Origin of the sequence: Rathayibacter sp. AY1G1 (assembly GCF_002932095.1) — a bacterium.
Classification (GTDB): Bacteria; Actinomycetota; Actinomycetes; order Actinomycetales; family Microbacteriaceae; genus Rathayibacter.
Genome location: NZ_PSUZ01000020.1, coordinates 55,027 through 77,356, shown reverse-complemented (window position 1 = coordinate 77,356; position 22,330 = coordinate 55,027). Strand labels below are relative to the sequence as shown.

The window sequence follows — 22,330 nt, the reverse complement described above, 5'->3', positions numbered from 1 at the left end:
GGCTCATGGGGGACCGTTCTCGAGGGGGAGGACGGTGGGGGAGCCGTCGGTGCTGACGCTAGGGGAGCGGCGCCCCGGATGACCCCGAACGGGTGACCCCAGAACGGGCCGGATGTGCGCGACGGCAGCGGATCCGGTCGTCCGGCGGGCGGAACCGTCTGGAAGGCGAGCGTCCTCTCAGCCGCCCGCCACCGGCACGATCCGCAGCCGGCTCATCGCCCAGACCAGCGCCCCCGACGCGAGGAACGCGACCGCGATCCCGACGACGAACACCGACACCTGCCCGTACCCGGTCGCGGGATCCAGGAACGGATAGGGCACCCAGCCGTCCGTCGCTCCGCGGATCAGCACCACGACGAGCCAGACGATCGGGTAGACCACGACCAGCCAGAGCCTGCGCCACGGCAGCGGAGGGCGATCCGCGAGCAGCAGCCAGTCGAGCAGTCCGTAGACGGGGAACAGCACGTGCATGACGGTGTTGGCCCACGGCAGCGCCACTCCGCCCGCCACATCGGTGAGGAGGGTGTTGTACACGAGGCCGACGACGATGATGTACCCGGTGAAGGCACCCCGCACCAGTAGGAGCCCGCCGGGCGCGGGACGGCGGCGGAGCGCGAGCACGGCGGTGGCTCCGAGCACGACGGCCAGCACGATGTTGCTCTGGATGGTGAAGAAGCCGAAGAAGTTGAACGGGTTCAGCGGCGTCCGAGAGGCGGTGTCGACGGCCGTCGCGATCACGGCCACCAGAACGGCGGCGGCCACGAGGAGGCGGAGGAGCGCGACCGGCACGCGGGCCGACTCCGCCCGGGAGGAGGGAGCGGGCGGCGTCATCGCTCGAGCGTAGCGCCAGAGCGCCTACCCTGTCCCCGTGCTCACGATCGGTGTCGACCTCGCTGCGGAGCCGGTGCGCACCGCTCTCGCCGCCCTCGAGTTCTCCGGCGGCCGGGCCGTCGTCCGCTCGCTCGTACTCGGCGCCGAGGACGCGACGATCGTCGATGCGTCACGGGACGCGGCGGTCATCGGGATCGACTGCGCGTTCGGCTGGCCGGTGGAGTTCGCGGCGTTCGTCTCCGCGCACACGCGACGGGAGGTCTCGCCGCGGACGCTCGCGGGACGCGACTGGCGCCGCCGCCTCGCGTACCGCGAGACGGACCGGGTGGCGCGCGAGGTCACCGGCCGCTGGCCGCTCAGCGTCTCGACCGACCGGCTCGGGATGACCGCGATGCGCTGCGCGGAGCTGCTCGACGCCTTCGCCGCGAGCGGGGAGGACGTCGACCGCTCCGGGCGCGGACGGCTCGTCGAGGCGTACCCGGCGGCGGCGCTGCGGCTCTGGGGAGTGGACACCACGGGGTACAAGACGCGACCGGAGGCCGTGGCGCTCGCCGCGGAGTCGCTGCGACGGGCCGCACCCTGGCTCGATGCGCCGGCGCCCGCGCTCGCGCTGATGAGCCGCTCCGACGACGCGTTCGACGCCGTCGTCGCCGCTCTCAACGCCCGCGCCCACGCCCTGGGCGCGACCCTGCCGGTGCCTCCCGAACTGCAGGAGGCGGCGGAGGCCGAGGGGTGGATCGCGGTCCCGACCGGATCGCTCGCGGAGCTCGCGGGCTGATCCGGCCGTCTCGGCGGGTGTGCACTCAGGCCGGGATCTTCGCCCCCAGCAGGCCGGCGGCGACCTCGGCGGCCCGCTCGGCCTCCTCGACGGTCGAGAAGGGTCCGGTGGGGACGAGGGAGGGCGCGGTGGTCAGTCGGGCGTCGATCTCGAGTCGGAACCGGGGCAGCTCCGCCCCGGGGACGACGACGATCCTGACTCCGTTCCGGCTCCATCGCGCGGGTTGGATAGAAGAAATCTGTGTCATGGTGCTCTCCGCTTTCGCGATCATCCGCACGGGTGGCTGACGCCTCGACCGTGCACGCTTCACGCTACGTCCGGTGCCCGTCTCTCCGAACGGGCTTGACCTCTCAGGCTCGTCGGGCGTAGCGCCTCATTGCAGTCGGTCGAGGGTGTCGCTGATCCGCCGCAGGCACTCGATGAGGACCGACACCTGCGCGGCGTCCAGGTCGGCGAGCACCTCGCCCTCGGCGGCGACGAGATTGCGCATCGCCTCGTCGACCCGCTTCGTGCCCCGCGGGGTGAGCGAGACGATCTTGCTGCGCGAGTCGGCGGCGTTCTGCTCGCGGACCACGAGCCCGCGGGCCCCGAGGCGGTCGACGCGGCTGGCGAGGTTGCCGCTGGACAGCGCGAGGTGCGTGGCCAGGGCCGAGGGCGTCATCCCGCCCTCCCCGCGCTGCCGCAGCAGCGAGAGGAGCTCGAACTCCCACGGGGCGAGATCGCTGACGGCGAAGGACTGCCGCCGAACCTCCTGCACGCGCGGGCTGAGGCGGCGGAGGCGGGAGACGACGTCCAGAGGCGCGAAATCGAGGTCGGGCAGGGCCCCGGCCCACGCGTCGATCACCAGATCGACATCGTCGTCTTCGCGCATGCCCCGATTATCCCCGGACGGCGCGGGCGCCGACGACGGGTGGTCCGGGGAGGCCGGCGGGCCTAGCCTGTGCGGACGACGGGCGGACCGGTCAGGCGCGGGCGGCCCGGACGTAGGCGACGATCGCGTTGGCGTGGCCGTGGCCCAGGCCGTGCTCGGTCTTCAGCCAGGTGACGACCTGCATGTGCGGCTCGGAGCGCAGACGCTCGTCGGCGAGGTCCAGCCAGTCCTGGACGGGACGGTCGTAGGTCTTCTCGATGCTCGGGAAGTACGAGGCCGGTCCCTTCGGCTTCGCACCGTCGGCGGGCGGTTCGGGAGAGAGCACGCGGTCGGTCATGCGGTCACGATAGCGAGCCGCGGTCAGGTCGTGTAGGCCGAGGGGTCGAACCGGCCGAGCTCCTCGCGGAAGGCGAAGGCGAAGTCGGGCCAGAGCAGGGTGAGTCGCCGGTTGTCGTCCAGGTACCAGCTCTCGCAGCCGCCGTTGGTCCAGACGGTGTCGGCGCTGAGGGCGTCGAGGCGGGCGACGGAGGCGGCCTCGGCCTCGGCGGTGACCTCGAGCCGGTCGGCGCCGGAGACCGCGAGGTGGTCGAGCGCGCCGAGCACGTAGTCGATCTGCGTCTCGATCATGTGCACCGCGGAGTTGTGGCCGAGGCTCGCGTTGGGGCCGTTGACGACGAAGAGGCTCGGGAACCCGTGGACCGCGGTCGACTCGTACGCGACCATGCCGTCGGCCCAGCGGTCAGCGAGGAGGACGCCGCCGCGGCCGCGGATGCGCCGGGCGAAGGGCGGCCGCGTGGAGTGGAAGCCGGTCGCGACGACGAGCACGTCGACCCCGTGCGGGACGCCGTCGTCGCCGAGCGCGGCGCCCTCCTCGACGCGCCGGAGCGGACCGGGGACGACGCGGACGTGCGGCTGCGCGAGAGCGGGGTAGTAGTCGTCCGAGAGGAGCACGCGCTTGCAGCCGATCTCGTAGTCCGGAGTCAGCACGGCGCGGAGCGCGGGATCGATGATCTGCGCCTCGAGGTGGCCGAGCGCCTCCGCCCGCAGCCGGTCGATGGCCTCGGGCACGGCGACGCGGCCGGCGAAGCCGAGCTCGGCGCGCCAGAACAGCTCCTCGCGGAGCCTCGCCAGGGCCCCGGGCGCGCGGGAGAGGGTTCGGCGCTCCTCCGGCGGGTACGGGCGGTTCCGGCGGGGGACGACGTACGGGGCCGAGCGCTGGAAGAGCACCACCTCGGCGGCGCGCTCGGCGAGGTGCGGCACGATCTGCACGGCGGAGGCTCCCGAGCCGACGATGCCGACGCGCTTCCCGTCGAGATCGACGTCGTCCCGCCAGCGGGCGGAGTGGAAGGCAGGACCCGCGAACGAATCCAGGCCCGGTACGGCCGGGAGGCGTGGCTCGGAGAGGCGCCCCGCGCAGACGAGGAGGACCGCGGCAGAGTAGTCGCCCCGGGAGGTGCGCACCCGCCAGCGGTGCGCCTCCTCGTCGAAGACCGCCTCGAGCACCTCGGTCCCCAGCCGGAGCCGGGGCGCCAGGCCCTCCTTCTCGACGACGCGCTCGAGGTAGGCCTGGATCTCGGCCCCGGGGGCGTAGAACGCCGACCAGTCGGCCTCGGGGGCGAAGGAGTAGGAGTAGAGGTGCGAGGGGATGTCGCAGGAGACCCCGGGGTAGACGTTGTCCCGCCAGGTCCCGCCGATCCGCTCGGCGCGCTCCAGCACGACGAACGAGGTCCCGCCGCTGCGCTCCAGGCGGACCGCGGCTCCGAGGCCGGCGAACCCGGCGCCGATCACGACGACGTCGACGTCCATCAGACCGTCGTCCTCGCCAGGACGCTGCCCGCCGGGTCGCGGTGCGGATCGGCGAGGAAGTGCTCGAGGACGGCGAGGAGCTCGGCGGGCCGCTCGGCGAGCACCGCGTGACCGGCGTCGAGGACGGCGTAGCGGGCGTCGTCGATCGCGCCGAGCAGGGCCTCGGCGCCCTCGACTCCTGCGACGGCATCGGCGGAGCAGCCGACCACGAGGGCGGGAACCCGGCAGTCCATAGCGGCCGCAGCGACGTCGGCCCGGGCGGAGGCGGCGAGCATCCTGGCGGCGTCGGCGCCCCACGGGGAGGAGGTGGTGGCCGAGCGGACGGCGAGGAGCCGAGCGGCCTCCTCCTGCGCGTCGGGCGGCAGCATCGGCCAGAGGCGCGCCGTGCGGAGGAGGCGCTCCGTCGGGCGCAGCCATCCGGCCACGAGGGCGAGGGCGCGCACCCGCCGATCGCCCGCGGCGAGGGCCACGGCGGCTCCGAGCGAGTGGCCGATCAGGACGGCCTCCTCGGCGCCGAGCGCGTCCAGGGAGGCGCGGACCGCGGCGGGTCCGTCGAGCCAGGGGTCGCCGAGATCGGCGAGCTCGAGCGCGGCGACGCGGTGGCGCCGCGCCAGCATCGGCAGCAGCAGCCCGGTGTCGCTCCGCGCGCCCCGGCCGACGCCGGTCAGCAGCAGGACCGCGCGCGGGCTCCCGGCGCCCGCGGTCAGCAGCCGCACGGTGGCGCTGTCCGACTCGATCCGCTCCTCCCGGACCAGCTCGGCCTGGCGCCGCAGGTACTCGGAGCGGGTCATGACGCCCGGCGGGTCCCGCGGACCGGGAGGCGCATCCGCTGAGGACCCGCCGCTGCGACGGGCTCCGCCCGCAGCGCCCTCTCCGGCGCGACCACGCCGTACGTCGTGGTGCGCTGGCGCCAGCCGCGGCCGATCTCGCCGCTCAGCCGGGCGACGGTCGCGATGTCGAGCGAGCGGTAGGCCTCCGCTCCGGCCTCGGGCCGCAGGGCCCCGTCGAGCAGCAGGCCGCCGAGGTCGTCCGCCCCGCCGCGGAGGAGGACCTGCGCCGCATGCAGTCCGAGCTTGGTCCAGGCGGTCTGCACGTGGGCGATCCGGCCGTGGAGGATGAGCCGTGCGACGGCGTGCACGGCGCGGGTCTCGCGGAGGGTCGGCCCGCCCCGGCTCGCGCGCACCACGGAAGGAGGCGCCTCCGCCGGGACGAAGGGCATCGCGATGAACTCGGTGAAGCCGCCCGTCTCGTCCTGTATCGCCGCGAGCGTGCGCAGGTGCGCGAGCTGCTGCTCGGGGGTCTCGACGTGTCCGTAGACCATGGTCGAGGTGGAGCGGAGGCCGCTGCGGTGCGCGGCCGTGATCGCCTCCCGCCACTCGGCCACGGTCGGGTCCGTCCCCTCGCTCAGGACGGCGCGGACGTCGTCGTCGAGGATGCGGGCGGCGGTCCCCGGGACGGAGTCCACGCCGGCCTCGCGCAGAGCGTCGAGCATCTCGGGCAGGGTTCGGCCCGTACGCCGGGCGACCTCGAGGATCTCGCCGGGCCGGTAGGCGTGCAGGTGCAGCGAGGGCTGCCGCTGCTTCAGCGTGCGGACGATCAGCAGCAGATCGTCGCCCGGGTGCTCCGGTCCGATCGCGCCCTGGAGGCAGAGCTCGGTGGCGCCGAGCGCGACCGCCTCGTCGGCGAGCTCCTCCAGCCGCTCGACGGTCAGATCGCCGACTCCCCAGAGCGAGGTGTCGATGTTGCGGTTCACGACGACCGAGACCTCGTCGCCGGCGGCGTCGTGCCGCAGGTCGTCCGCCAGAGCGGAGAGGGCGTCGAGGTCGTCGCCGTCGGCTGCGAGCAGGGCGAGGTAGTCGGCGTCCTCGAGACCGGCGGGGTCCGTCTCCGCCCGGGCGAGCACGGCGCCGAGGGCGGGCGCGACCGGTCGGGGCAGGGGGTCGAGCGAGTCGCGGTAGGGCCGGGGGAGGACCGCCGCCGCCTCGTCGGCGAGCCAGGTCCCGCGGTCGGCGAGTGCCTCGACGTAGGGAGCGACGCGCGGATCGATCCAGGTGGCCGAGTCGCGGAGGTACTGCGGGTGGGCGGTCAGCCGCTCGTGCAGCCGGTAGCCGGCCGCCGCGGTGAGCCGCGCGAGGTCGTCGATGTTCGGCCAGGGGCGCTCCGGATTCACGTGATCCGCCGTGAGCGGGCTGACACCGCCCCAGTCGTCGACCCCGGCGCGCAGCAGCAGCCCGAGCTCCTGCTCGTCGGTGAGGTTCGGCGGCGCTTGGATCGTCGCCTCGGCGCCCAGCACGAGGCGCGCGACCGCGACGTTGGCCACGTACTCCTGCAGCTCGAGGTCGACCTCGTTCTGCATGGCCGTCCGCGGCTTCGCGCGGAAGTTCTGGACGATGCACTCCTGCACATGGCCCCACCGCTCGTGGGACTCGCGGATCGCGAAGAGGGCGTCCGCCCGCTCCGCCGCGTTCTCGCCGATGCCCAGCAGCACGCCGGTGGTGAAGGGGATGCGGCTGCGTCCCGCGTCCTCGAGCACGCGCAGGCGCAACGCCGGGTCCTTGTCCGGGGAGCCGTAGTGCACGCCGCCCTTCTCGGACCAGAGGCGCTCGGCGGTCGTCTCGAGCATCATGCCCATCGAGGGCGCGACCGGGCGGAGCCGCTGCAGCTCGGCCCACGACATCACGCCGGGGTTCAGGTGCGTGACCATGCCCGTCTCGCTCATGACCAGGACGGCCATCGCGCGCACGTACTCGAGCGTCGAGGCGTAGCCGTGCTCGGCCAGCCAGGCGCGGGCGACCGGCCACCGGTCCTCCGGGCGGTCGCCGAGCGTGAACAGGGCCTCCTTGCAGCCCAGCGCGGCACCGGCGCGGGCGACCTCGAGGATCTCCTCCGGCTCCATGAAGGTCGACTCGCGCTTGGCCGCGAGCCCGCCCGGTGTCTCCACGAAGACGCAGTAGTGGCACCGGTCGCGGCAGAGCTTGGTCAGCGGGACGAAGACCTTCCGCGAGTAGGTGACGACGCCGGGCCGTCCGCGGCGGGCGAGTCCGTCGTCGCGCAGGCGGCCGGCGGCCTCCAGCAGCAGGTCGAGGTCGTCGCCGCGCGCGCCGAGGAGCTCCTCGGCGGTCACGCGCGTCAACGCCTCGCCGCGGTCGAGCCGGGCGAGCAGGGTGGCCGTGGTCATGCGGGAGCGGCCCTTCCGAAGGGGGTCGTGGCGGAGGCGGGAGGTCAGAGCGCGCGCAGCCGCGGCGCGAGGTCGCGCTCGAAGGCGTCGAAGAAGCGCTGCTGGTCGTCGCCCGGGGCGTGGAAGACCAGGTGGGTGAAGCCCGCGTCGACGTAGGGCTTGATCTGCGCGACCGTCTCCTCGGGGTCGGAGCCGACGATCCAGCGCTTCGCGACCTGCTCGATCGGCAGCTCGTCGGCGGCGCGCTCCATGTCGACCGGATCGGTCAGCGAGTGCTTCTGCTCGGGCGACAGCGAGAGCGGCGCCCAGAAGCGCGTGTTCTCGAGCGCGAGCGCCGGATCGGGATCGTAGGAGAGCTTGATCTCGATCATGCGGTCGATGGTCGAGGAGTCGCGATCGGCCGCCGCGGCGCCCGCCTCGACGGCGGGGAGCAGCTTCTCGGTGTAGAGCTCCATGCCCTTGCCCGACGTGCAAATGAAGCCGTCGCCCGCCCGGCCGGCGTACTTGGCGACGACGGGGCCGCCCGCCGCGATGTAGACCGGCACGCCGCTCTCGGGCTTGTCGTAGATCGACGCCTCGTGCGTGGAGTAGTACTCGCCGTCGAAGGTGACGCGGTCGCCCGCCCACAGCGCGCGCATCAGCCGCACGGCCTCGCGCAGGCGGGCGAAGCGCTCCTTGAAGTCGGGCCAGGTCTGCTCGCCCGCGCCCTGATAGCCGGTGGCGACCTCGTTCAGCGCCTCGCCGGTGCCGACGCCGAGCATGATCCGCTCGGGGTAGAGCACGCCGAGCGTGCCGAACGCCTGGGCGATGACGGCGGGGTTGTAGCGGTAGTGCGGGGTCATGACGGAGGTGCCGAGGGTGATGGTGGAGGTGCGCTCACCGGCCGCGGCGAGCCAGGCGAGGGAGAACGGCGCGTGCCCGCCCGTGTGCCGCCACGGCTGGAAGTGGTCCGAGACGACCGCGGTCTCGAAGCCGTGCCGCTCGGCGCCGACCGCGAGCTCGACGAGCTCCCGGGCGCCGAACTGCTCCGCCGATGCCTTGTACCCGAGCGTGATCGTCATCTGCAGCCTTCGTGAGAGGTGGGACGGCTCCCGGAGCGGGAGCGGCCCCTCCATTCTGCGCCTGCCGCGGCGCCCGGCGGGACGGGTGGACGCACCCGGGGGAGGCGTGCCCCGATCCCGCGCTGGGGAGGAGCGTCAGGCCGGCGGAGCGGCGATGTTCACCATCCAGCCGACGCCGTAGCGGTCGACCAGCATCCCGAAGCGGTCGCCCCAGGGCGAGGCGACCAGCGGCTCGACGACCGTGCCGCCCTCGGCCAGGCCGTCCCAGTAGCCGCTCAGCTCGGCGTCGTCGTCGCCGAAGAGCGCGATCGTGATGCGGGCGCCGCTCTCGGCCGGGCTCGAGGAGGGGGAGTCGAAGCCCATCAGGATCATCCCGCTCGGCGTGACGAGCTGGGCGTGCATGATCCGGTCCTGGTCGGCCGGATCCGCGCTCATCCCGAAGTCGCCGAAGCGGCTGGAGCTGAGCTCGCCGCCGAGGACGTCCCGGTAGAACTCCATCGCCTCCTGCGCGGAGCCGTCGAAGCCGATGTAGGGGCTCAGTGAAGTGGGCACGGCACGCCTTTCCCTTCGAGGTGCGCCCAGTATCTCCGCGTCCCGATGCGAGCACCAGGGGCGTCCTGCAGAAGGTCCGCCCCCGGTCCTCAGAGCTCGTCGCGGGTGGGCGGGTTCGCGCCGGAGCGGGAGGTCGTGATGCCGGCGACGTGCGCGGCGTGGTGGCCGATCGCGTGCAGGGCGGGGCCGTCGAGCAGCATCCCGTTCGCGGCGCCGAGGCCCTGGCGGAACGCCTCGTCGAGGATCGCGCCCATCGCGGAGTCGCCGGCGCCGATCGTGTCCGCCACCACGATCCGGGCGGCGGGCACGGTCACCCGCGTGACGGCCGAGGCCAGCAGAAGTCCCTCCGCGCCGCGTGTGACGACCGCGAGCTGCGACCCGAGGGAGAGCAGCCGGCTGAGGACCTCGTCGAGCTGCATCGTCGGGTAGAGCCACTCCGCGTCCTCATCGCTGAGCTTCACGACCTCGCACGCGGCGGCGATCCGCTCGAAGCGCGCGAGCGCCTCGGCGTGTGCGCCGACCAGAGCCTGGCGGATGTTCGCGTCGACGCTCGCCGTCACTCCGGCGGGCAGAGCCTCGAGGAGCTCGAGCACGGCGGATCCGCCCGGCTCGAGGAAGATCGCGATGGAACCGGTGTGGACGTGGGAGGCGCCCTCCGGGTCCGCCGCCGGCGGGTTCCAAGAGAGGTCGAAGACGTAGCGGGCCGACCCGTCCGCGGCGAGGACCGCCCGAGCGGTGCTGGTGCGCTCCGAGTCGCCGTGCCGGACCTCCACGCCGGAGGCCTCGAGGTGGGCGCGGATGCGGCGGCCGCGCTCGTCGTCGGCGATGTCGGTGACGAGGGTCGCGGGCCGCCCGAGTCGGGCGAGCGTGAGGGCGACGTTGGCCGGGGAGCCGCCGACGTGCTCCGTGGCGCTCCCGTCGCGCTCGACGATGTCGATCAGCGCCTCGCCGATGACCAGGGTGCGGGAAGCCGGGCTGACGCGCTCGTCGGTGGAGGACATGCCGACATCATGCCGGGTGACGGGGTCGCCCCGCGACGCGCGGGGCCGACCGGCGCGAGCGGCTCGCGTCCCGACCGCGGTCTCAGCCCCGGTCGCGCAGGTCCGCCAGCACCGCGTCCACGCTCGTGATCTCGATCAGCGGCGCGTACAGGGACATGGCGTCGAGCGCGCGCTGGTGGTCGGCCTCGGAGGCGCCCGCGCAGGCGTCCGCGGCGACCCTGACCCGCACTCCGGCGTCCGCGGCCGCCAGCGCCGTCGAGAGCACGCAGCAGTCGGTCGAGACGCCGGTGAGCACGAGCTCGCGGGAGTCGTCGAGCTCGGCCTCGAGCTCGGGCCCCCACTTGCCGAAGGTCGTGGCGGTGATCGTGCGATGGCCCTCGAACCCGGCCACGAGCTCGTAGAGCCGGTCGCTCTCGGGGACGAGCGCGAACGGCCATTCGCGGTAGTAGGGGATCCACGCGCCGGCGGGCCGCTCCGGGGCGACGAAGCGGGTGGTCACGACCCGCTCGCCGAACGCCGGGAGGAGCCGGCGGGTCCCCTCGGCCGCGCGCTCGAATCCGCCGGATCCCCACGGCGACTCGGCGTCGGCGAAGACGTGCTGCAGGTCGATCGCGACGAGCAGGCTCACGCCGAGGCCTCCTGGCGGCGGACGGCCCCGCGCGAGAGGGCGAGCGTTCCCGCGAAGCCGATCACGAGCGCCACGAGGACGCCGAGGTTGGCGCCGGCCCAGTCGCCGTCGCGGCCGCCGAGCGGGCCGAGGAGGTAGCCCTCCCACTCGAACCCGGGGGAGTAGTTGACCACCAGGCCCCAGCCGACGACCGCGCCGATCAGCACGAGGGCCACGGGGACCGCCGAGACGCTGCCGTAGCGGCCGCGGGAGTCGTACAGGGCCTCCTGGTCGTAGTCGCGCCGGCGGAGGAGGAGGTCGGCGAGGAACACGCCGAGCCAGGCCGCGATCGGCACGCCGAGGGTGATCAGGAAGCCCTGGAACGGGCCGAGGAAGTCGCCCGCGACGAACACGACGTAGACCGCTCCGAGGACCATCAGCACGCCGTCGATCCCTGCGGCCACCGGCCGCGAGACCTTGAGCCCCGTGCTGAGCAGTGCCAGGCCCGAGGAGTAGATGTCCATCACGGCCCCGCCGATCAGGCCGAGCAGCGCGACGACGATGAAGGGGAGCAGGAACCAGGTCGGCAGGATCCCGGCGAGGGCTCCGATCGGGTCCGCGGCGATCGCGTCCGAGAGCTCCTGCGAGGAGCCGGCCAGCAGCAGGCCGACGACCACCAGCACGACGGGCGCGACCGCTCCGCCGATCGTCGTCCACGCGATCACTCCGCTCGTGCGGGCACCGCGGGGGAGGTAGCGGGAGTAGTCGGCCGCGGCGTTCACCCAGCCCAGCCCGAAGCCGGTCATCGTGAACACGAGCCCGCCGATGACCGCGGCGGCCGAGCCCGCGGGCAGGGCGCCGACGGCGGCGAGGTCGATCCGGTCGAGGACGAGCACGACGTAGACCACGGTCAGCACGGCGGTCGCGACGGTGATCGCGAGCTGGAGCCGCATGATCAGGCGGAAACCCGCGATCCCGGCGATCACGATGAGCGCGGCGACCACGATCAGCGCGACCACCTTGGTGAGCACGCCCCCGTCCCAGCCGAACTCCTCGAACACCGTCGCCGTCGCGAGCACCGCGAGTGAGGCCAGCACCGTCTCCCAGCCCACCGTGAGCAGCCAGGAGATCACCGAGACGAGGCGGTTGCCGTCGACCCCGAAGGCCGCCCGGCTGAGCACCATCGTGGGGGCGGAGCCGCGCTTGCCGGCGACGGCGACCAGACCGCAGAAGAGGAACGAGACGACGATCCCGATCACGCTGACGAGCGTCGCCTGCCCGAAGGAGAGGCCGAAGCCGAGGAGGAAGGAGCCGTAGCTCAGCCCGAGCACGGACACGTTCGCGGCGAACCACGGCCAGAAGAGGTCGCGAGGGCGGCCGTGCCGCTCCGACTCCTGGATCGTATCGAGGCCGTTGAGCTCGATGCCGCTCGCGGGGCGGGTGCTCGGACGATCGGGGGAGGTCATCGCGTCCTCGTTCTCACGGGTGCCGGCCCTGCGCCGGAGCTGTGACGAACCTACAGCGCCCCGCGCTCGAACAGCAGCCGGAGCGATTCGAGGTCGTCCGCGACCCGCGCGCAGTCCTCGTCCCAGTCGTCGAGACTCATCCCGAGGCGCCGCCGCACGGTGAAGGCCACCTCGGCGCCGTCCCCGTTCACGAGCACCCGGAGCGGATTGTCCACCACCGTCCCGTCGGGGAGCGTGACCTCGTGGTCCGCGACGCCGAACGGGTTCTGCGGGGCGAAGCGCACCTCGACCCGGCCCATCGGCGAGTCGGCGAACCAGCGTCCGTCGACCTGCTCGAGCGCGGAGGAGGCGAGGCCCGCGGCCCACCGCGGGAGGTTCGCCGGGTCGGAGACGAAGGCGTACACCTCCGCGGCCGGAGCCTCGATCACGACGCCCACGGGGCGCGATTCGTACAGGGTCATCCGCTCGTCCTTCCTCTGCAGCCGGTCAGTGCTCGTCGCCGAAGCTGGCGACCAGCAGCGCGGCGAGCGCCGTCCGCTCCAGCATGCCCTCGATGCCGATTGCCTCGCTGCGCGCGTGCGCCCCCTCGCCCGGGGCGCCGAGCCCGTCGAGGACCGGCAGGCCCAGCGCGGCGACGAGGTTGCCGTCGCTCGCCCCGCCGACCGCGATCTCGCGGAGGGGGACGTCGATCCGCTTCGCGACCCGCTCGGCCCTGCGGTAGAGCGCGGCGACGGAGGCGGTCCGCTCGAAGACGGGCCGCTCCCAGGAGCCGCGCACCTCCAGCCGGATGCGCGGGTCGGCGGCGGCGAGCGCGTCGAGCTCGGCCTCGACGCGGGCGGCCTCGGCGGATCCGCGGATCCGCGCCTCCAGCTCCAGGCGCACGCGGGCCGTCGTCACGTTGACCCGCGAGCCGCCGGAGACCACTCCGATGTTGACCGAGGTGCCCTCCTCCTCCCGCGCGATCGCCAGCACCCGCGGGATCAGCGAGCCGAGCTCGTGGATCGCGCTCGCCCCCTTCTCCGGCTCGACCCCGGCGTGCGCCTCGACCCCGACCACGTCGATCACGAAGCGCCCGATGCCCTTGCGCGCCGTCTTGACCGCGTCGCCGATCGCGCCCTCGAACACCAGGACCGCGTCGGCGCCCGCGCACTGCCGCTCCAGGAACGGGCGGGAGGCGGCGCTGCCGATCTCCTCGTCCCCGCTCATCACCAGGCGGACGGCCGGATGCGGGACGCCGGCGTGGCGGAGCGCGGCCACCAGCCACACCATCTGCACCAGCCCGGCCTTCATGTCGTAGCTGCCCGGGCCGCTCAGGCGGTCGCCGTCGACGGCGAAGGGCCAGGAGCGGGTCGTGCCCAGGGGCCACACCGTGTCGTAGTGGCCGAGCAGCGCCACGAACGGACGCGTGCCCCGGTGCGGTCTCGCGCCGCCGCTCGCCGGGACGGTCCAGCTGGTCGCGGTCGGCGCGTCCTGCGCACGCCGGTGCTGCACGTCGGCGTCGTGCCCGAGCCGCTCTCCCACCCAGTGCACCAGGAAGGCGTGCAGCTCGCCGAGCGCCTCGAGGGAGTCGCTGGGGCTCTCGATCATCACGAGGTGCCGGACGTCGTCGAGCATCCGCGAGCGGTTGTCGCGGAGGAAGGAGCGCACGCGGGCGGCGTCGTCGGCATCGGGGAAGGTCATCGACTCCGGAGTACCAGAGTGCGGCCGCTCGCGCGAACCGGCTGAACCGTTCGGGCCCCCGTTACGTTGGTGCAGGAAGAGGTGGAGATGTCCGAGGATCAGGCCCAGATGCTGCGTGCGCTGCACGACGAGCACGCCAGCGCGCTCTGGCGGTTCGTGCTGCGCCTGACCGGCGACCGCCAGATGGCGGAGGACGTCGTGCAGGAGGCGCTGCTGCGCGCCTGGAAGCACCCCGAGATCCTCGCCCAGGGCGAGGCCGCCGCCCGCTCCTGGCTCTACACCGTGGCCCGGAACCTCGTCATCGACGACCGCCGCAGCGCCCGCTACGCCCGGGAGCTGGGCACGGACGAGGTCCCCGAGCGCCCGACCGCCGACCGCACCGACCAGGTGCTCGACGCCTGGCTGCTCTCGGACGCGCTCAGCGGACTGAGCCACGACCACCGCGCCGTCATCGTGCACGCCTACTACGGCGGCCGCACGGTCACCGAGATCGCCGCGCTGCTGGGGATCGCCCCGGGCACCGTCAAGTCGCGGATGCACTACGGGATGCGGGCCCTCAAGCTCGCACTGCAGGAGCGGGGGGTGACGGAGCTGTGAGCCGCGACCCCTCCTCCGACGACCGGCACGACGACCCCTTCCGCGACTGGGACGCCGCGTACCTCCTCGGATCCCTGACCGCTGCCGACCGCCGCGAGTACGAGCTGCACCTGCGCGCCTGCCCCGGCTGCCGCGAGTCCCTCGCCGAGTTCGTCCCGCTGCCGGGCCTGCTGGCCCACCTGCCCCAGGACGAGGCGATGCGCCTGGTCGAGGAGCCGGAGGCGGCCGGCGATCCGGCTCCGGCGGCACTGCTGACCCGCCTCGCCGCGGCCACCGACTCCGTCCGCCGCCGCACCCGGCTGCGCATCGCGGGCCTGGTACTCGCCGCCGCGGGCGTCTCGGCCGCCGCCGCCGTCGCCCTGCCGCTCGCGATCGGTCCGTCCCTCGCCCCTGTCGAGACCGTCGGCTCGACCGTCTCGCTCGCCGCGGCTCCGGGCGTCCCCGTCGAGGCCTCCGTGCGGTTCGTGCCGCAGCAGTGGGGCACGCGGATCGACATGGACTGCAGCTGGGCCGACACGGCCGAGCAGTACGCGGGCTCGGCCGGCTACGTCCTCTACGTCACGGACACCTCGGGCGGCACCGAGGCCGTCGGATCGTGGACGAGCGCGCCGGGGACGACGATGGAGCCCAGCCTCGCCACCGGGCTCCCGCTCTCCGAGATCGCCTCGGTCGAGGTGCGGCTGCAGGGATCGGACACCGTCGTGCTCACCGGCCGCCCCTGAGCGGGCCGCCGGATTCCCAGGTGCGCGCGCGGCGGACTGAGTAGCTTCTCAGTCATGACGATCGCGACCCTCGCCCTCGCCCCCGCCTCCGTGGCGACCGCCTCCTCCTCCGACAGCATCGACGAGCTCTCCGGGCTCGTCGGCGTCGCCGCGCGGGTGATCGCCGCGCTCGGAGAGGCGGGCGTCGGCCTGCTGACGCTGATCGAGACGGTGTTCCCGCCGATCCCGAGCGAGCTCGTGCTGCCGCTGGCCGGCTTCCTCGCCCAGCAGGGCCGGATGAACCTGGTGCTGGTCGTGATCACGGCGACCCTCGGCGCCTACCTCGGCGGCCTGATCCTCTACGCGCTCGGCCACCGCATCGGCACGGAGCGCTCGATCCGCCTGCTCTCCAAGCTCCCGCTGGTCGACCGCGAGGACTTCGAGAAGGCGGTCGGCTGGTTCCGCCGGCACGGCACCTGGGCGGTCCTCTTCGGTCGCCTCATCCCGGGCGTGCGCAGCCTCATCTCGCTCCCCGCGGGGGCCGAGCGGATGAACCTGCTGCTGTTCTCGGGACTGACGATCCTCGGCTCCGGCGTCTGGAACGGCCTGCTGATCGGCCTCGGCGCGGCCCTCGGCACGCAGTACGAGCTCGTCGACCAGTACGCGGGCGTGCTCGACGCGATCATCTACAGCGCGTTCGGCGTGCTGCTGCTCGCGCTCGTGGTGCGCCGCGTGCGGCGGCACCGTGCCGCGGCGCGCACCGGATCGCGCCACTGACCTGCGTCCTCGGGCGGGCGGGCGCAAGGCCCCGCGCCACCCCGCCCCGGTGCCCTAACGTTCGAGGGGTCCGCACTCCCCGACGCGAAGGAACGCCATGTCCGAGACCGCCGCGCCCACGATGTCCCGCACCTCCGTCGAGCGCTGGTGGATCATCGCCGTCTCGCTGATCGCGATCGTGCTCGGCGTCATCGCCGTCCTGATCCCCGGTCCGACGCTGCTGACCGTCGCCATCGTCTTCGGCATCCACCTGATCGCCGCGGGCGTCTTCCGCCTGCTGCTGGCCTTCACCGCCTCGCGGCTCGATGCCCGGGTGCGCTGGCTCGCGGGCCTGCTCGGCGCCCTGATCCTGGTCGCGGGCATCCTGTGCCTGTCGAACCCGTTCGAGTCGCTGAGTGTCCTGGGCCTCGTGATCGGCGCGGGCTGGATCCTCGACGGCGTCTCGAGCATCACCAGCGGCCGCACCGTCGCCGGCCCCGCGTGGCTGCCGATCGCGGCAGGGATCGCCTCGGTCATCGCGGGCGTCCTGACGATCATCATGCCCGTGCTGGCGCTGGCCTCCTTCGTGACGGTCGCGGCCATCCTGCTGATCGTCGTGGGCGTCTCGGGCCTGCTCCTGCTCCCGGGCCGCACGAAGCGCCCCGAAAGCGCCGAGGCGTAGAACGCGCGGATGGCCGATCCCGATCTCGTCCCCGAGCTGCTCGTCGCCGACCTCGACCGGAGCCTCGGGTTCTGGTGCGGTCCCTGCGGGTTCCGGATCCACTACGCCCGGCCCGAGGAGGGCTTCGCGTACCTGGTCCTCGGCTCCGCGCACGTGATGCTCGAAGAGGCGGGGCGGGGCCGCAACTGGATCGCTGCACCGCTGGAGCGCCCGCTCGGCCGGGGGATGAACCTGCAGCTGCACGTCGACGACGCCGACCGGACGGCGGCGGCGCTCGCCGAGGCCGGGACGCCGCTGTTCTCGCCGCTCGAGACCCGCTGGTACCGGGTCGGAGCGGAGGAGGCGGGCGTCCGTCAGCTGGTGGTGGCCGATCCGGACGGGTACCTTCTGCGGTTCCAGTCGTCGCTCGGACGCCGACCGGCTCGAGCGGACGTCCCCGTCGCTCCCTGACCGGCCGACCGCGCCACCATCCGCTCGGCTCAGGACGTCATGCCAGCGAGTGACGACCGTGACACTGCGCGGCTGGTTGCCTCGGAGACATGACGCAGCACCCCGCCATCGCGACCCTCCCGCAGGTCCCGCCCGCCGCCCTCTCCGAGCCCGCGTTCGAGCAGGCCGCCTCGGCGGAGCACGAGCCCCTCGTCCGTCCGGCGGACCTGGTGTCGGCGCTCACGGGCGTCGCGCTCTGCTTCTTCTCCCTCTTCGTCTACGCCATCGCGCACTGGCAGTACTTCGGCACGGACGTCGACGAGGTGAGCGTCCTCGGCTGGCTCGCGCCGCTGATCGCCGGCGTCGCCTGCCTGCTGTCGGCCGTCGTGTCCGTCGGGGTCCGCGCCTCCGGGCGCCGCGCCGAGCGGACCGCGGCATGATCCCCGTCCTCGCCGGGCCCGGCCTCGAGGCCGCGGAGCAGCTCCTCGTCCGCGCCGGATGCCTCCGCCCCGAGCACCCGTGGGCGGCCGGTGCCGCCACGGAGGCCGCGCCGCGGATCGACTTCGCCGTCCTCGCCGAGCAGGCGTGCCTCCTCGACCTCTCGGAGGAGGCGGTCGCGCGCATCGCCGTCTCGCTCGCCACCGGCCGCCCCGTCGATCTGCGGAGCGCCTTCGGGCATCTCACGCGCGACCACGCCCGGCTCGTCATGACCGCGGTCGCCGCTTCCGCCGGGCACGACCGCGTGAGCAGCCGGATCCGCGTGGTCGGCGACGAGCGCCGGGTCGAGACGGCGCCGCCCCTGGCCGTCTGGCCCTCCTGACCCCCGCCCGCCCCGATCGGGCGGGCGCGCTCGCCGATCCGACCCGGCGCTCCGCGTGCCTCCGATGCTCCAGGCAGGTGAGCCGTTCGGAGGTGCCGTGCCGCCGACCCGCGTCGCTACGGCCTTTCGGAGGTGCCCGGTTTAGGGTGTCCGTGTGCAACGAGTCGACGATTTCCCAGGAGCCGGACCGGTGGCGACCTCACCCGAATCCGGTGACCAGGGGGAGGCGTCCGCGCATCGGCTCTCCCCGACGGCGACCTCTCCCGTGCAGGTGACGAGCGGCGAGGCCGGCTACCAGGGCGGCAACGTGGCCGATCCGGTGTGGCAGTCGTGGCGCGACGAGCTCGCCAAGGTCGGCGGTCCGTCGCCCCTGCTCCACTTCGTGGACTCGCCCCGGACGCGCATCGAGCTCTCGACCACGCACCCCGGCGGGCTGCCCCCGTTCATCTCGGGCAAGACGACGCTCCTCTCCTCGCTCATCCGCGACGAGCTCGCCCTGCGCACAGCGAAGAACGCCGCGGGTGCGATCACCGACAAGGGGATCGAGCTGCGCTCGGTCCGCGGTATCGAGGGCGTCCACCTCGCCATCGGCCTCGCCCAGTGGCGCGCCGGCGACACGGAGTTCACCGCACCCGTGCTCCTGCGCCCGCTCGCCATCCGCCGCTACGGCCGCGACTTCGAGCTCAAGCTCAAGGGCCAGCCCTACTTCAACCCGCAGCTCGCGCGTGCCCTCAAGCAGCAGTTCGGCATCACGATCGACCCCGAGCAGTTCGTCGAGCTGGCCGTGCAGAACGGCGTCTTCAAGCCGCAGCCGGTCATCGACCAGCTGCGCGGCCTGACCTCGCACCTGCCGTGGTTCGCCGTGCACCCGCGCCTCGTGGTCTCGAGCTTCGCCGACGTGGCGGGCGACATGCTCCGCGACGCCCGGATGCTCGAGCACCCCGTCCTCGACGCCGTCGCCGGGAACCCGGCCGCCAAGCGGGCGCTGCAGCAGTCGCAGAAGGTGGCGTCGATCATCCCGCAGGACGAGCGTCCTCCGGCGACCGACAACCTCCTCCTCGACGCGGACGCCGAGCAGGAGCAGGTGATCGCGAACATCGCGGCCGGCAACTCGCTCGTCGTGAAGACCCTCCCCGGCACGGGCGGCACCCAGACCATCGTCAACGCGATCGGCGCCCTGGCCGCCCAGCACAAGCGCGTGCTGGTCGTCAGCGCCCGCCGGTCGAGCCTCGACAGCATCCACCAGCGCCTGCTCTCGGCGGGCCTGGGCGGCATCGCGGTCGGGCCCCGCACGCTCCGCCGCGACCTCATCCAGTCGATCGGCCGCAACGAGAAGGCCGCGCGCCCCTCCGTCAGCGAGATCGACGACGCCCTGCTCCGGCTGCGGAAGGTGCTGCTCGACTACCGCGGCGCGCTCTCCCGGCGCGACGAGAGCTTCGGCGTCTCGGCGCTGCAGGCCCTCGAGGAGCTCGCCCGCCTCTCGCAGCTGCGGACGCCCCCGTCGACCGCCGCCCGCCTCGACCGCCGCTCCGTCACCGCTCTCGCGCACAGCCGCCCCGAGGCGACCCGGATGCTGATCGAGTCGGCGCGCCTGGGCGAGTTCCGCTACGGCCCGGGCGACTCGCCCTGGTACGGGGCCCAGTTCGACTCCACCGCCGACGCCGAGATCGCCCACGAGCTGGCCAAGCGCCTGCACCTGCGCGACCTGCCGCGCCTGCTCGACCGCGCCCAGGACGTCATCGGCCAGACGCGGATGCGCCCGTTCGAGTCGGTCGCCGAGCTCGGCATCTACCTGCGCCTGCTGCAGGACGTCCGCGAGACGCTGGACAAGTTCCAGCCGGCCGTCTTCGACCGCTCGATCCAGGACCTCATCGTCGCCACCTCGCCGCGCCGCGAGGCCGCCGAGATGTCGTCCACCAACCGCCGGCGCCTGAAGAAGCTCGCCCGCGAGTACCTGCGTCCCGGCGCGCACGTCACCGACCTCAACGCGGCGCTCCGCCGGGTGCAGCAGCAGCGGACGCTGTGGCAGCGCTACGCGGTCGCCGGCACGATCCCCGAGGTCCCGGTCGGCGTCGCCGACGTGCAGGTGGCCTACCAGCAGGTGACCGACCAGCTGAGCCGTCTCGACGAGCCGCTCGGCCGCCGCGGGACGAACCTGCAGCTCGCCTCGCTCCCTCTCGCCGAGCTGGCCTCGATGGTGTCCGGCCTCGCCGAGGACAGCGAGGTGCTGGCCAACCTCCAGGAGCGGACGACCCTCCTCGCCACCCTGCGCGACTGGGGCCTGGACCCGCTGCTCACCGACCTCTCGCGCCGCCACGTGCCGGCCGAGCTGGTCGCGGGCGAGCTGGACCTGGCCTGGTGGCGCTCGGCGCTCGAGATCATGCTGACCGACGAGCGTGCGCTGCTCGGCGGCAACACGAGCGTGCTCGACCGGCTCGAGGCCGACTTCAAGCTCGTCGACGAGGCGCACGCCGCCTCGAGCGCCGAGCTGCTGGCCTGGAAGCTCTCCGAGACCTGGAAGATCGGGCTCGTCGACTGGCCGCAGGAGCGCGACGCGCTGCGCGCGCTGCTGCGCACCGAGGCGGCGACGACCCCTCAGGAGCTGCAGAAGGCCGCTCCGCACCTCTCGCGCGTGCTCGCTCCGGCCTGGCTCGCCTCGCCGTACGAGGTGCACCGCATCGGCACCGAGACGACCTTCGACGCGGTGTTCCTCGTCGATGCCGGGGCGACCACGCTGGCCGAGAACGTCGGAGCGATCCGCCGGGCCAAGCAGGTCGTCGCGTTCGGCGACCCGGTCACGCAGACCCCCACTCCCTTCGGCCTGCGCGTCGACGAGACGCCGGAGTTCGGCTCCACCGCCTCGCGGACCGACGTGGAGGCGCTGCACGCCCAGTCGGCGCTCGCCCGACTCGGCGAGCTGCTCAACACCGTCACGCTCACCCGCAGCTACCGCGCGGGCGGCGAGGACCTGGCCGAGCTGGTCAACCGCCGCTTCTACGGCGGCCGCATCGACTCCCTGCCCTGGGCCGGCTCCTTCCTCGGACACGACTCGCTCCGCTTCCACTACATCGCGAGCGGGCACGGCATGCCCGAGAACGACTCCGGAGCCGTCGAGTCCGTCGACGCCGAGGTCGCGAAAGTGGTCGAGCTGGTGCTCGAGCACGCCGTGATCCGTCCGCGCGAGTCGCTGATGGTCATCACCGCGAGCCCTCGCCACGCCGTGCGGGTGCAGCAGGCGGTGCTGACGGCCTTCGCCAAGCGCACCGATCTGAGCGACTTCATCCTCGGCGACCGTCCCGAGCCCTTCGCCGTCGTGACGCTGGAGCAGTCGGTCGCGCAGAGCCGCGACCGCGTCATCTTCTCGATCGGCTACGGCCGGACGCCCCACGGCCGCCTGCTGTCGAACTTCGGCGCTCTCGCGGAGCCGGGCGGAGAGCGCCTGCTGGCGGTCGGGATGACCCGTGCCCGCCGCTCGATGGACATCGTCTCGTGCTTCCGCCCGGGCGACATCGACGAGTCGCGCATGCGCTACGGCATGGTCGCGCTCGCGCAGGTGCTGCAGGAGGCGGAGGACCGCGTCCAGCCGAGCGACCGCGACGACTACTCGGAGCCGATGCTGGTGGATCTCGCCGCGCGCCTCGAGCGCCGCGGACTCCGGGTCAACATCGGGCACAAGGGCAAGCTGGCCCTCGTCGCCGCGCACGGGACCCGTGCCGTGGTGGTCGAGACCGACCGCGACGTGAGCACGCAGAGCCTGCGCGTGTCGCTGCGCCTGCGTCCGGAGCTGCTGCGCCGGCTGGGCTGGCACTACCTGCGGGTGCACAACTTCGAGCTGTTCGCCGACCCCGAGGCCGTGGCCGCGCGGGTGGCCGGGCTGATCGGTGCGACCGCGGGGGAGGAGCAGACCGCTGCTCCCGCCGCCGGCGAGGCTCCTGCTCCCACCGCTGCTGCTCCCGCCGCTCCTGCTGCCGCCGCCGCTCCGGCGTCGGGGGAGACGCAGCCCGTCGAGCCGCTGCCGCGCGACTGATCGTGGCGCCGGATCCCGACGCCCCCGCGGGTGCCGACCGCCCGTTGCGGCGCACCCGCGGCGGTCGGCGGGCGACGCTCCCCGCGAAGCCGGGCACCGATCCGTCCCCGCACGACGCTCCGATCGCCGACCCCTCCGCGCCGCCCGCGCGCCCCGACACCGGCCCGAACGACGCGCGCCTGCGCCAGGACGTCCCCCCGCACTACTGACGTCAGCCGGACCGGTCGGTGATCCGCGAGTCGAGACATGTCCCGTCGGCGACTTCGGACCTCCCCCCGGCGCGCCCCCGCTCGACGAGCGACCACGTCACGCCGACGCCTGCCGACCGCTCACGTCGGTCCCGTCGACGGTGGCCGACCGCTTCCCGCCCTGTGTCCGCTGACGACCGCCTCCGTCCGGTGCTCGCTGACCGACTGCTTCGGCCCGGCACCCGCTGACCGACTGCTTCGGCCCGGCACCCGCTGGCGACCGCGTACGCCCAGCGCCC

Annotated in this window: 24 protein-coding genes; 10 read left to right on the top strand and 14 right to left on the bottom strand. The window is 73.8% G+C overall.

What is annotated here, in order from left to right:
- Positions 1–177: 177 nt before the first annotated feature.
- The gene (locus C5C36_RS12290; protein ID WP_104249443.1) at positions 178–831 is read right to left on the bottom strand and encodes a Pr6Pr family membrane protein; all 654 of its coding nucleotides are present in this window, start codon (positions 829–831) and stop codon (positions 178–180) included.
- A 37-nt stretch (positions 832–868) separates the two neighbouring features.
- On the opposite strand from C5C36_RS12290, the gene C5C36_RS12285 reads away from it, so the two are divergent.
- On the top strand, positions 869–1,609 hold the full coding sequence (locus tag C5C36_RS12285; RefSeq protein ID WP_104263181.1) for a DUF429 domain-containing protein: 741 nt from the start codon (positions 869–871) through the stop codon (positions 1,607–1,609).
- A gap of 25 nt (positions 1,610–1,634) precedes the next feature.
- Here C5C36_RS12285 and C5C36_RS12280 read toward each other — a convergent pair whose 3' ends face one another.
- The 13 genes from C5C36_RS12280 to C5C36_RS12220 form a co-directional block, all read right to left on the bottom strand.
- Complete coding sequence (locus tag C5C36_RS12280) at positions 1,635–1,856, bottom strand: hypothetical protein (RefSeq protein WP_146076606.1); 222 nt, start codon at positions 1,854–1,856, stop codon at positions 1,635–1,637.
- 126 nt (positions 1,857–1,982) lie between these two features.
- On the bottom strand, positions 1,983–2,480 hold the full coding sequence (locus tag C5C36_RS12275) for a MarR family winged helix-turn-helix transcriptional regulator (RefSeq protein WP_104225059.1): 498 nt from the start codon (positions 2,478–2,480) through the stop codon (positions 1,983–1,985).
- 91 nt (positions 2,481–2,571) lie between these two features.
- Positions 2,572–2,817 (bottom strand): DUF4287 domain-containing protein, encoded by a 246-nt coding sequence (locus tag C5C36_RS12270; RefSeq protein WP_104226459.1) that lies wholly within the window; start codon positions 2,815–2,817, stop codon positions 2,572–2,574.
- A gap of 23 nt (positions 2,818–2,840) precedes the next feature.
- Positions 2,841–4,286: an NAD(P)/FAD-dependent oxidoreductase gene (locus tag C5C36_RS12265; protein ID WP_104263182.1), complete on the bottom strand. Its 1,446-nt coding sequence runs from the start codon at positions 4,284–4,286 to the stop codon at positions 2,841–2,843.
- Positions 4,286–5,077, bottom strand: coding sequence for an alpha/beta fold hydrolase (locus C5C36_RS12260; RefSeq protein ID WP_104263183.1), 792 nt, complete (start codon positions 5,075–5,077; stop codon positions 4,286–4,288). The genes C5C36_RS12265 and C5C36_RS12260 overlap by 1 nt, the downstream gene beginning before the upstream one ends.
- A complete protein-coding gene (gene cofG / locus C5C36_RS12255) occupies positions 5,074–7,464 on the bottom strand; it encodes a 7,8-didemethyl-8-hydroxy-5-deazariboflavin synthase CofG (RefSeq protein WP_104263184.1) in 2,391 nt (796 codons plus the stop codon). The genes C5C36_RS12260 and cofG overlap by 4 nt, the downstream gene beginning before the upstream one ends.
- A 44-nt stretch (positions 7,465–7,508) precedes the next feature.
- The gene (fgd, locus tag C5C36_RS12250) at positions 7,509–8,525 is read right to left on the bottom strand and encodes a glucose-6-phosphate dehydrogenase (coenzyme-F420) (RefSeq protein ID WP_181074566.1); all 1,017 of its coding nucleotides are present in this window, start codon (positions 8,523–8,525) and stop codon (positions 7,509–7,511) included.
- Positions 8,526–8,660: 135 nt separating this feature from the next.
- The gene (locus C5C36_RS12245; protein ID WP_104309815.1) at positions 8,661–9,077 is read right to left on the bottom strand and encodes a VOC family protein; all 417 of its coding nucleotides are present in this window, start codon (positions 9,075–9,077) and stop codon (positions 8,661–8,663) included.
- A gap of 89 nt (positions 9,078–9,166) precedes the next feature.
- The gene (locus tag C5C36_RS12240; RefSeq protein ID WP_104309814.1) at positions 9,167–10,078 is read right to left on the bottom strand and encodes a carbohydrate kinase; all 912 of its coding nucleotides are present in this window, start codon (positions 10,076–10,078) and stop codon (positions 9,167–9,169) included.
- Positions 10,079–10,160: 82 nt separating this feature from the next.
- Positions 10,161–10,706 carry a cysteine hydrolase family protein gene (locus C5C36_RS12235; RefSeq protein ID WP_104309813.1) on the bottom strand — a complete coding sequence of 182 codons (546 nt, stop codon included), beginning with the start codon at positions 10,704–10,706 and terminating at the stop codon, positions 10,161–10,163.
- Positions 10,703–12,151, bottom strand: a complete 1,449-nt coding sequence (locus C5C36_RS12230) for a cytosine permease (RefSeq protein ID WP_104309812.1) — start codon at positions 12,149–12,151, stop codon at positions 10,703–10,705. The genes C5C36_RS12235 and C5C36_RS12230 overlap by 4 nt, the downstream gene beginning before the upstream one ends.
- A 50-nt stretch (positions 12,152–12,201) precedes the next feature.
- Positions 12,202–12,612 (bottom strand): SRPBCC family protein, encoded by a 411-nt coding sequence (locus C5C36_RS12225; RefSeq protein WP_104309811.1) that lies wholly within the window; start codon positions 12,610–12,612, stop codon positions 12,202–12,204.
- Positions 12,613–12,637: 25 nt separating this feature from the next.
- Positions 12,638–13,831, bottom strand: coding sequence for a M20/M25/M40 family metallo-hydrolase (locus C5C36_RS12220; protein WP_104225069.1), 1,194 nt, complete (start codon positions 13,829–13,831; stop codon positions 12,638–12,640).
- Positions 13,832–13,918: 87 nt separating this feature from the next.
- Between C5C36_RS12220 and C5C36_RS12215 the strand changes: the two genes are divergently transcribed.
- The 9 genes from C5C36_RS12215 to C5C36_RS12175 all read left to right on the top strand — a co-directional run bounded on the left by C5C36_RS12215 (position 13,919) and on the right by C5C36_RS12175 (position 22,052).
- A complete protein-coding gene (locus C5C36_RS12215; RefSeq protein ID WP_104225070.1) occupies positions 13,919–14,428 on the top strand; it encodes a sigma-70 family RNA polymerase sigma factor in 510 nt (169 codons plus the stop codon).
- Positions 14,425–15,150 (top strand): anti-sigma factor, encoded by a 726-nt coding sequence (locus tag C5C36_RS12210; protein ID WP_104225071.1) that lies wholly within the window; start codon positions 14,425–14,427, stop codon positions 15,148–15,150. The genes C5C36_RS12215 and C5C36_RS12210 overlap by 4 nt, the downstream gene beginning before the upstream one ends.
- A 54-nt stretch (positions 15,151–15,204) precedes the next feature.
- Positions 15,205–15,906 (top strand): DedA family protein, encoded by a 702-nt coding sequence (locus tag C5C36_RS12205; RefSeq protein ID WP_104225072.1) that lies wholly within the window; start codon positions 15,205–15,207, stop codon positions 15,904–15,906.
- 97 nt (positions 15,907–16,003) lie between these two features.
- Positions 16,004–16,567: an HdeD family acid-resistance protein gene (locus C5C36_RS12200; RefSeq protein WP_104225073.1), complete on the top strand. Its 564-nt coding sequence runs from the start codon at positions 16,004–16,006 to the stop codon at positions 16,565–16,567.
- 9 nt (positions 16,568–16,576) lie between these two features.
- Positions 16,577–17,017, top strand: a complete 441-nt coding sequence (locus C5C36_RS12195; RefSeq protein ID WP_104225074.1) for a VOC family protein — start codon at positions 16,577–16,579, stop codon at positions 17,015–17,017.
- 89 nt (positions 17,018–17,106) lie between these two features.
- Complete coding sequence (locus C5C36_RS12190) at positions 17,107–17,436, top strand: hypothetical protein (protein WP_104309810.1); 330 nt, start codon at positions 17,107–17,109, stop codon at positions 17,434–17,436.
- A complete protein-coding gene (locus C5C36_RS12185; RefSeq protein ID WP_104309809.1) occupies positions 17,433–17,816 on the top strand; it encodes a hypothetical protein in 384 nt (127 codons plus the stop codon). The genes C5C36_RS12190 and C5C36_RS12185 overlap by 4 nt, the downstream gene beginning before the upstream one ends.
- A 190-nt stretch (positions 17,817–18,006) precedes the next feature.
- Complete coding sequence (locus tag C5C36_RS12180; protein WP_374954349.1) at positions 18,007–21,843, top strand: DEAD/DEAH box helicase; 3,837 nt, start codon at positions 18,007–18,009, stop codon at positions 21,841–21,843.
- Positions 21,844–21,845: 2 nt separating this feature from the next.
- Positions 21,846–22,052 carry a hypothetical protein gene (locus tag C5C36_RS12175; RefSeq protein WP_104223221.1) on the top strand — a complete coding sequence of 69 codons (207 nt, stop codon included), beginning with the start codon at positions 21,846–21,848 and terminating at the stop codon, positions 22,050–22,052.
- Positions 22,053–22,330: the final 278 nt, after the last annotated feature.